Raw genomic sequence first — 9,363 nt, 5'->3', positions numbered from 1 at the left:
GTAGAAGATTCACGCTCAAGTCGTAGATATTTTGTAAAAAATCGCTATTATCATAATACTAAGTTAAACAGAACGAAGTACCTAATTGAAGTATTCTTACGTAGCTCGCCAACCGATTCTGGATAGAGAAAAACGAACCATAGGTTACGAACTCCTCTTTCGAGACGGCCCTAAAAATACCTTCCCTGAAGTAGAACCAGAGCTGGCTACTAGTCGACTGCTATCCGATCATTTTTTGTCGACGCATTACAACACATTAGGAAACAAACTTGGCTTTGTTAACTTTCCGCATCAAAGCTTGGTGAACTTGGTCCCAACTTTGTTTCCTAAAGAATCTCTCGTCATTGAAGTCCTTGAAGACTGCCAACCGACAGAAGAACTGTTAGAAGCCATCAAGCACCTTCATGAGTGCGGGTACAAAATTGCTCTGGATGATTTTGTTCCGACGAAAGCTTGGAAGCGTTTTCTTCCATACGTTTCCATGATCAAGTTTGATATTAGACTTGTGCCGATCAAGAAAGCTGCCATTTTTATTCAGGCGTTGAGCCCATTTAAAATCGACTTTCTTGCGGAAAAGGTAGAGACCTATGAAGAGTTTGAGCAAGCTCTAGAAGCCGGTTTTAACTATTTTCAAGGGTATTTTTTTAGCAAACCTGAGATGATCCAGAAAAAACGGTTGAACCCCGCGTTTCTTACCGTCATCCAACTTTGTAAAGAGATTGCAGATAAGCCCATCGACTTCAATGAGGTTGAACGTCTGTTTTCGATTGATGTGACGCTGTCATACAAGCTGCTTACTTACGTAAATTCAGGATATACATTAACGACTAAGATCAAATCGTTCAGACAGGCGCTTATTTATCTGGGTGAAGAGCGACTACGACGCTTTATTTCCTTAGTTGCAATTGCCTCCGTTCAAGAAGATAAACCTGACTCTCTTTACTCTTTAGCGATTCAGCGTGCACGAATGTGTGAACTGCTACTTAGTCAAATGAACACTAGGTATGACCCTGGGCAGGCTTTTTTGACAGGCATGTTTTCTTTGCTCGGATCTTTGCTCGATCAACCGCTCTCGGATGTCATTGAAGATATCCCCGTTGACGAAGATATAAAACTCGCATTAACCAGTCGAAAAGGCGTACTTGGTCACTTACTTTCGATGACGATCGCCTACGAACAAGCGGACTGGGAGTTAGCCGAGCGATATTGCACCGTTCTTAAATTAACCGAACCTCAATTAGCAGACGCTTTTAATCAATCGACGGAATGGGCTCAAGAACTGCTGTCTCAAACGCCCTAAACGGCTATAATGCCCCAAAGAATACCTGCGACCTCACTTATGTGGGGTTGTTTGTTTTTACCGCTTAATTAATCGAGATTTCATTTTATGGCTTCTTCTTGTCCTTGCGGCTCTAACCGCACCTACCAACAGTGTTGTGAAATTGCCCACAATAACCACGCTGACGTCACCACTCCGGAGCAGCTAATGCGCTCTCGTTACAGCGCGCATGTGTTAGGTCTAGTGGATTACGTGGTGAACACATACCACCCAAGCTGTAATGCAGAAGAGCAACGTGAAGGCATTGCCCAATCTATCGACAGCGATTGGTGCAAGCTTGAAGTTGTAAAAACAGAAGCTGGCAGTAATGACAATGAAGGCTTTGTAGAGTTTAGCGCTTATTTTGATGAAGACGGCAAACGCTACTGTATGACAGAGCGTTCTCGTTTCGTGAAAGAAAATGGGCTTTGGTACTACATTGACGGCACGTTTCCAGAAGAAGAGCTAGAAGAAGAACCAGAACAAGATCCTCGCCTAAACCAACCAGTGAGTAGCCTAAAAGTAGGTCGTAACGACCCGTGTATCTGTGGAAGCGGTAAGAAATTTAAGAAGTGTTGTGGGTAAGATCATCCACTCCTAGCTTATTGAGCTCGATTTAATTGGATTCTTGACTTCGCCTAGGTTCGTTGGAGTGACGTGAATATATGTACCTATTTGAAGTAAATAACTCTACTGCAAGTACCATTAGAAAATATACCGTCATTCTGAACAGCGAGGGACGAGCGTGATTCAGAATCTAATCGCCACCAGCACTGTTGCCGGTTTTTGCCCCGAATCAAGAACACTAAAGTAAAAAGCCCCTAGGCTCGAGAGCATAGGGGCTTTCACTTATCGCAAGCTTACTTATGACGCTCTTTCAGTTTGTTCACTACGTCATTCATCGATAAGCCTTGGTCTTGAAGCAATACCATTAAGTGATAAATCAAATCTGCAGATTCACACACTAACTCCGCCTTATCGCCCGACGTCGCCGCAAGCGCGACTTCAACGCCTTCTTCGCCCACTTTTTGCGAAATACGCTTGGTGCCACGGGCATAAAGACTGGCAGTATAAGAGGAATCTGGGTCGGCACTCTTGCGGGCAGCCAATAGCTGCTCAAGTTGATGAAGCCACACCATTTGTGACTCCTCTTGAGGGTCCACATCCCAGCAAGTTGTGTTACCCAAGTGACACGTAGGACCAATGGGATTCACTTTCACCAGTAGCGTATCGTTGTCGCAATCGAGCTGAATGTTCACTAGTTGCAATACGTTGCCGGAGGTCTCACCTTTCGTCCAAAGACGCTGCTTGGTACGAGAGAAAAACGTCACTTGACCTGTTTCGCCCGTTTTTGCCAACGCATCTTGGTTCATATAACCCATCATCAGCACTTGGCTTGATTGGAAATCTTGTACGATAGCAGGTACCAGACCATCCACCTTTTCCCAGTTGATTCGCTCAACTAGCGAACTTACTTCGGCGGCTTTCACACTCATAGTCGTACCTCAATGCCTTGTTGTTTCAAATACTGCTTTAGTTCACCAATATTGATGACTTGTTTGTGGAATACCGATGCGGCAAGCGCGCCATCCACATTTGCTTTTTGGTATGCTTCCGCAAAGTGCTCCATAGCACCTGCCCCACCCGATGCAATCAATGGCACGTTACACACTTCACGCACCATGTTAAGTTGTTCAATATCGTAACCGTTACGTACGCCGTCTTGGTTCATCATGTTCAGTACGATTTCACCAGCGCCACGCTTTTGTACTTCTTGCACCCAATCACGTGTTTCCCATTGAGTTGCTTTGGTGCGTTCTTCATCGCCAGTAAACTGGTAAACCTGATACTTGCCTGTCTCTTTGTCGTAGTATGAATCGATACCAACGACGATACATTGCACACCAAACTTATCAGCAAGGTCAGTAATCAGTTGCGGGTTAGCCAATGCAGGTGAGTTAATAGACACTTTGTCTGCACCAAACTCAAGAATGCGCGCTGCATCTTCCGCTGATTTAATACCACCAGCGACACAGAAGGGAATATCAATCACTTCAGCAACGCGAGCGACCCAACTTTTGTCAACGACACGCCCATCACTTGAAGCGGTAATATCGTAGAACACAAGCTCGTCAGCGCCTTCTTCCGCATAACGCTGCGCCAGAGGAACGATGTCGCCAATGATTTCGTGGTTGCGGAACTGGACGCCCTTCACCACTTGTCCATCACGAACATCAAGACATGGAATTATTCGCTTTGCCAGCATGCAAATGCCTCCTCTGCTGTGAATTTACCATCTAACAGCGCACGACCAACAATCACACCAGCCACACCGCTGCCTTTTAGCGCTTCGATATCTGCTAATGAGCCAATGCCACCTGAAGATTGAAACTGCACTTGTGGGTACTGTTTACATAGGTCGACATAAAGCTCTACGTTTGAGCCTTCTAGCGTACCGTCACGAGAAATGTCCGTACAAAGCACGTGCTGCAAACCTACCGTCAGGTAATCGTTGATCAGAGCTTCGATAGTCACGCCTGAATCTTCTTGCCAACCAGAAATCGCTACTTTACGTGTGCCGTCTTGATCGATGTTGATGTCTAGCGCGAGAACGATTTTCTCTGCACCGTATTTTTCCATCCAACCTTTCACAAGCTCTGGCTGTTTTACTGCTGTTGAGCCAACGACAACACGCTGAGCCCCCGCTTCTAGCAGCTCAATCACGTCTTGCTCTGTGCGCACTCCGCCACCGATTTGGATGTTCGCTGGCGTGCTTGCTAGTAGCTTTGCAATTAAATCAAGTTGACGTGCTGTCGTGTCTTTCGCGCCAGTTAAATCCACCAAGTGCAGCCAGTTAGCACCAGCTTGGTGGTACAAGTTGAACTGCTCTGCTGGGTCGACTTTGTACTCAGTTACTTGGCCGTAATCACCTTGATAAAGGCGAACCACCTGTCCTTCAATTAAATCAAGAGCTGGAATAATCACACTAAATCCCTTTTATAATTCTAAGAAGTTTTGAATAAGCTTCGCGCCCGCTTTTGAAGAACGCTCAGGGTGGAATTGCACGCCGTAATAGTTACCGCTTTGTACTGCTGCTGTGAACGGGTTGCCGTATTCACATTCCGCAATCGTGTAATCCCCAACAGGCATCGCAAAGCTGTGCACGAAGTAGAAATACTCTCCTTCTTCAATATCTTTGAAAAGTGGATTACCTGCTTTTGCAGAGACCGTGTTCCACCCCATATGCGGCAACGGCAAATCGCCAGTTTGTAGTAGCTTCACTTCGCCATCACAAAGTCCAAGACACTCAACTAACTCGTCGGCTTTCTGCCCTTTCTCTTGAGACACTTTGCCCAACAGTTGCATGCCTAAACAGATACCTAGTAATGGCTTTTCTACCTGTTTTACCAAGCTGATCAGATCGCGCTCTTCTAGGTTCTTCATCGCTTCGCTGGCGGTTCCCACACCCGGTAGGAATAGCTTATCTGCGGATAATACGACTTGCGGATCTTTTGAAATCGTTACGTCATAGCCTAGGCGTTCAATGGCAAACTTCACCGAAGAAACGTTGGCACAGCCAGTATCGATAATGACAACTTTCTGTTCTGTCACTGTTTTTCTCCTTGCTAACGTTAGCCTTAAAGCACGCCTTTACTACTTGGTAGCTCAGTGCCTTCTACTTTGATTGCTTGGCGTAACGTACGACCAAACGCTTTAAATAGACTTTCAATGATGTGGTGATCATTGTTGCCCGCAGAAGAAAGGTGCAACGTACACGCTAATGTGTCAGTCAGAGAGCGGAAGAAGTGAACCACCATCTCTGTTGAAAGATCACCCACTTGCTCACGACTAAACTGCGCGTCGAACTTAAGGTAAGGACGACCTGATAGGTCTAGTGCGCATTGCGCCAAACACTCATCCATTGGCAAGCTAAAGCCAAAGCGACCAATACCACGCTTGTCACCCAGTGCTTCTTTCAACGCTTGACCCAACGCAAGAGCGGTATCTTCTACTGTGTGGTGATCATCAATGTGCAGGTCACCTTCCACTTTGCACACCATTTGGAATCCACCGTGCGTCGCAATTTGATCCAGCATGTGGTCAAAAAAGCCAAGACCTGTAGAAATATCGTTACCGCCTTGCTCGTCAAGATTAACGAATACTTTAATGTCTGTTTCTTTTGTGGTGCGAACCACTTCAGCAACGCGAGCCTTCACCGTGAGATCTTTTAGGATCTGTTTCCAACCCATGGTTTCTGGGTTGTATTGAATGCCACGAATTGCCATGTTTTCTGCAAGTTGAAGATCGGTTTGACGATCGCCAATCACAACAGAGTTTTGAAAATCCACTTTGCCACCTTGAAGGTACTCTTTTACCAAGCCCAATTTAGGCTTACGGCAAGAGCAGTTATCTTCATCGAAGTGAGGACAAATCAGCACATCATCAAACTTCACACCTTGAGATTCAAAGATCTCCATCATCATGTTGTGTGGTGCATCAAAATCAGCTTGTGGGTAGCTGTCGGTACCCAAACCATCTTGGTTCGTGACCATCACTAGACGGTATCCTGCATCCTGCAACGACAGCAGGCTTGGGATAACAAATGGTTCTAGTTTTAGCTTATCTAAACGGTCTACTTGAAAATCAATCGGCGGCTCAACAATTAAGGTGCCATCACGGTCGATAAAAAGGATTTTTTGTTGTTTGCTCACTCGAACTTCCTTATTGCTATTCTTTTGGCGCTCCCGCTATTTAGCGAGAGCGATAAATTCTGTCTCTATTTATGCGTAGTAGTTTCTGATAAATCCAAGCGTTTTTTCGCACTCGTCACGGTTACCCACACTGATACGCACACAGTTTTCAATTGGCGAGTTACGCAAAATAATGCCCGTATCCCAAGCCGCTTTGAAAAGGTCATCGCCATCTGGGAATTTCACCAATAGGTAGTTCCCCCACCCTTCAAACACTTCCAAGCCCGGAATCATTGAAAGGCCAACTTGCAAGTAAGCACGGTTTGCATTCAAATCGAGAACTTGAAACTTCGCTCGCGCTAAACCAGCTTCCGAAAGCGCCTGAGTCGCAATTTCTGCCACTGGAACTGGGACTGGGTAAGGTGCGATAACTTTAAGAAGTACATTAATCAGCTCTTCGTTCGCAAGCGTAAATCCACAACGTAGACCTGCAAGCGCAAAAGCTTTCGACAGAGTACGCAGAATTGCAAGGTTCGGGTATTGCGCCAGTAGGTCTACCGTTGACGCTTCTGGACAAAAATCGATGTACGCTTCATCCATCACCACGATTGCACGGTCTTTTGTCATCTCAAGCAGAGACACAATGTCCTCACGCTTAACCAAGTTACCTGTTGGGTTGTTTGGCGAACATACAAAAACCAGTTTCACGTTATCCAGATTAGCTTCGATGCCTGCAAGGTCTAGTTGCCAATCTGACGTTAGCGGCACGGTTTTGCACTCTACACCGATGGTTTCTGCACTGATGGCGTACATACCGTAAGTCGGTGGGCAGTAAAGAATCGCATCTTCACCCGGCTCACAGAATGCACGAATCAGTAGTTCAATACCTTCATCCGCACCACGAGATGTTAATGTTTGCTCTGGTTTCACACCCGCATAGGCTGCGTAAGCAGAAATCAGTTCTTTAGGCTGACATTCGCTGTAACGATTAAGACGAGCAAAGTCTGTTTTGTATTCATTGTTAAATGGTGATTCGTTGGCATTTAGCCATACGTCACCCGTACCACCGATTCGGCGAGCCGACATATAAGGGGTAAGCTGTTGGACTTGTTTACGCGCTAGCTTTTCCATCTCATTACTCTCTTATTCTTACTTACTTGCTAATTTTTCTACGCGGATAGTAACAGCACGTTTGTGAGCGTCCAGACCTTCTGCTTCAGCCATCGTGACTACCGTTGGTGCAAGGTTCTTTAAACCATCAGCAGAAAGCTCCTGAACCGTCATTCGTTTAGAGAAATCCGCCAAACCTAAGCTTGAATAAGTACGTGTGTAACCGTAAGTAGGAAGGACGTGGTTAGTCCCCGATGCGTAATCTCCCGCAGATTCAGGAGACCAATCCCCAAGGAAGATAGAACCTGCGTTATCTAATAGAGGTAGAAGCTCACGAGGGTTCTTAGTCTGAACAATCAAGTGCTCAGGACCGTAGTAATTGGAAATAGAAACTGACTGCGTCATCGACTCGGAAATAATGATCAAGCTTGATGCCAGAGCCTTTTCTGCGATGTCTGCACGAGATAGCTCCTTAAGCTGACGTTGAACCGCATCCGTCACTTGATCAGCAATCACAGGAGAAGGAGTCACCAATACCACTTGAGAATCAGGACCGTGTTCCGCTTGGCTCAAAAGATCCGCAGCGATAAAGTCTGCATCTGCGGTTTCATCTGCAATCACTAGCACTTCTGATGGCCCTGCTGGCATATCAATCGCAGCACCGCGGAAATCATTGCTAACCTGTCGTTTTGCTTCGGTCACGTAAGCGTTGCCCGGACCAAAGATCTTATCTACTTTCGATACAGTCTCGGTGCCATAAGCCATTGCAGCAACTGCTTGGCCACCACCGACGTTGTACACTTCATCAATGCCACACAGCTTCGCGACATAAAGGATCTCATCAGCGATTGGCGGTGGAGAACAAAGAACGACTTTACGACAACCTGCAATTTTTGCAGGAACGCCGAGCATCAAAACAGTCGATGGCAAAGGCGCACTGCCACCAGGAATGTACAAACCCACTTTTTGAATTGGACGTGTTACTTGTTCACAAAGAACACCTGGCTGCGTTTCCACCTTGAGCGGTTGCGGCTTTTGCGCTTTGTGGAACTTAGAAATATTGGCGTAAGCTTGCTCTAGTGCGCTCTTCATTGACTCTGACAAACGCTCTGACGCTGCCTTAATTTCCTGAGAAGAAACACGAATGGATTCAGGCTTAACACGGTCAAACTTTTCTGTCAGCTCAATAAGAGCAGAGTCACCTTCTTCTCGAACTTTAGCAATAACTTCGGCCACAGCAGTGGTGATATTGGCACCTTCTGCAATAGCAGGGCGCTCCAAAATAGAGTCTTGCTGATTCTCACTTAATGATTGCCAAACGACTGTTCTCATGATGCTTACTCCATCATTTTTTCAATTGGTAGAACGAGAATTGAACTTGCGCCCAACTCTTTCAGCTGTTCCATTGTTTCCCAGAATAGGTTTTCAGAACTCACTAAGTGAACAGCCATTTTCTGCTTATCTGCAGAAAGAGGAAGAACAGTTGGGTCTTCAGCACCTGGCAGTAGTGCTTTAATTTGATCTAACTTCTCTGCTGGGGCGTGAAGCATAATGTACTTAGATTCTTTCGCTTGCTGCACGCCTTGCATGCGAGTTAACAGCTTTTCGATTAGCGCCACTTTGTCTGCGTCGAACTCACCTGTGCGTTGAATCAATGTCGCTTTTGATTTAAAGATAATTTCAGCTTCTTTAAGGCCGTTCGCTTCCAGTGTTGCACCTGTAGAAACCAAATCAGCGATAGCATCAGCGAGACCCGCGCGAGGGGCAACTTCTACAGAGCCTGTCAGCATACATGTAGAGAATGGAACGCCGGCTTCATCCATGTACGCTTTTAGAAGTTGAGGATACGTTGTAGCAATACGCTTGCCAGCTAAGTCTTGTGGACCGTTGTACTCTTCGTCCTTGTCGATTGCGATAGATAAACGACAGCCACCAAAATCAAGTCGACGAAGCTGAACAAACTCGCAGGGTTCACCTAATGCTTTGCGGTCAAGGCGAACTTCTTCTAGTTCATTTTCGCCAATAAAGCCAAGGTCAACCACGCCATCCATAATTAAACCTGGGATGTCGTCGTCACGAACCAAGAGTAAATCAATTGGCATATTTTCAGAATGGACAACTAAACGCTCGCCCATTACGTTGAACTTTACGCCGCACTGTTTTAGTAGAGCTTGACTCTCTTTGCTAAGACGACCTTTTTTCTGAATTGCGATTCTTAAACGTTGTGTTTGCATTGCTTTGTCC

At 45.9% G+C, this 9,363-nt stretch carries 10 protein-coding genes; 2 read left to right on the top strand and 8 right to left on the bottom strand.

The features are described 5' to 3' along the window. Window positions 1-85 precede the first annotated feature (85 nt). Entirely contained in the window at window positions 86-1,300 is a 1,215-nt protein-coding gene (locus CAG68_RS00095) for an EAL and HDOD domain-containing protein (protein ID WP_017821720.1), read from the top strand. 87 nt (window positions 1,301-1,387) lie between these two features. After that, complete coding sequence (locus tag CAG68_RS00090) at window positions 1,388-1,903, top strand: YchJ family protein (protein ID WP_031812834.1); 516 nt, start codon at window positions 1,388-1,390, stop codon at window positions 1,901-1,903. A gap of 275 nt (window positions 1,904-2,178) precedes the next feature. On the opposite strand, the gene hisIE is transcribed toward CAG68_RS00090, so the two are convergent. The 8 genes from hisIE to hisG all read right to left on the bottom strand — a co-directional run bounded on the left by hisIE (window position 2,179) and on the right by hisG (window position 9,353). Then, on the bottom strand, window positions 2,179-2,814 hold the full coding sequence (gene hisIE, locus CAG68_RS00085) for a bifunctional phosphoribosyl-AMP cyclohydrolase/phosphoribosyl-ATP diphosphatase HisIE (RefSeq protein ID WP_053307441.1): 636 nt from the start codon (window positions 2,812-2,814) through the stop codon (window positions 2,179-2,181). Continuing rightward, entirely contained in the window at window positions 2,811-3,584 is a 774-nt protein-coding gene (gene hisF / locus CAG68_RS00080; RefSeq protein WP_004749837.1) for an imidazole glycerol phosphate synthase subunit HisF, read from the bottom strand. Before hisF ends, hisIE begins: the two co-directional genes overlap by 4 nt. Then, a complete protein-coding gene (gene hisA, locus CAG68_RS00075) occupies window positions 3,566-4,303 on the bottom strand; it encodes a 1-(5-phosphoribosyl)-5-[(5-phosphoribosylamino)methylideneamino]imidazole-4-carboxamide isomerase (RefSeq protein ID WP_053307442.1) in 738 nt (245 codons plus the stop codon). The genes hisF and hisA overlap by 19 nt, the downstream gene beginning before the upstream one ends. Window positions 4,304-4,315: 12 nt before the next feature. Beyond that, entirely contained in the window at window positions 4,316-4,930 is a 615-nt protein-coding gene (hisH, locus tag CAG68_RS00070; RefSeq protein ID WP_017821716.1) for an imidazole glycerol phosphate synthase subunit HisH, read from the bottom strand. A gap of 26 nt (window positions 4,931-4,956) precedes the next feature. Continuing rightward, a complete protein-coding gene (hisB, locus tag CAG68_RS00065; RefSeq protein ID WP_005389832.1) occupies window positions 4,957-6,030 on the bottom strand; it encodes a bifunctional histidinol-phosphatase/imidazoleglycerol-phosphate dehydratase HisB in 1,074 nt (357 codons plus the stop codon). A 69-nt stretch (window positions 6,031-6,099) separates the two neighbouring features. Further along, complete coding sequence (gene hisC / locus CAG68_RS00060) at window positions 6,100-7,140, bottom strand: histidinol-phosphate transaminase (RefSeq protein WP_086046628.1); 1,041 nt, start codon at window positions 7,138-7,140, stop codon at window positions 6,100-6,102. 18 nt (window positions 7,141-7,158) lie between these two features. Next, entirely contained in the window at window positions 7,159-8,451 is a 1,293-nt protein-coding gene (gene hisD, locus CAG68_RS00055) for a histidinol dehydrogenase (protein WP_054577956.1), read from the bottom strand. 5 nt (window positions 8,452-8,456) lie between these two features. After that, window positions 8,457-9,353, bottom strand: coding sequence for an ATP phosphoribosyltransferase (gene hisG / locus CAG68_RS00050; protein ID WP_005378180.1), 897 nt, complete (start codon window positions 9,351-9,353; stop codon window positions 8,457-8,459). Between the last annotated feature and the right edge of the window lie 10 nt (window positions 9,354-9,363).

The sequence above is a fragment of the Vibrio sp. V42_P2S4T144 genome (genome assembly GCF_009904715.1).
Classification (GTDB): domain Bacteria; phylum Pseudomonadota; class Gammaproteobacteria; order Enterobacterales; family Vibrionaceae; genus Vibrio; species Vibrio alginolyticus.
This window is presented reverse-complemented; position numbering and strand designations above follow the sequence as displayed.

Coding starts and splice junctions, on each gene's coding strand:
- CAG68_RS00090 (WP_031812834.1), top strand. CDS start 1,388: ATGGCTTCTTCTTGTCCTTGCGGCTCTAACCGCACCTACCAACAGTGT.
- hisIE (WP_053307441.1), bottom strand. CDS start 2,814: ATGAGTGTGAAAGCCGCCGAAGTAAGTTCGCTAGTTGAGCGAATCAAC.
- hisF (WP_004749837.1), bottom strand. CDS start 3,584: ATGCTGGCAAAGCGAATAATTCCATGTCTTGATGTTCGTGATGGACAA.
- hisC (WP_086046628.1), bottom strand. CDS start 7,140: ATGGAAAAGCTAGCGCGTAAACAAGTCCAACAGCTTACCCCTTATATG.
- hisD (WP_054577956.1), bottom strand. CDS start 8,451: ATGAGAACAGTCGTTTGGCAATCATTAAGTGAGAATCAGCAAGACTCT.
- hisG (WP_005378180.1), bottom strand. CDS start 9,353: ATGCAAACACAACGTTTAAGAATCGCAATTCAGAAAAAAGGTCGTCTT.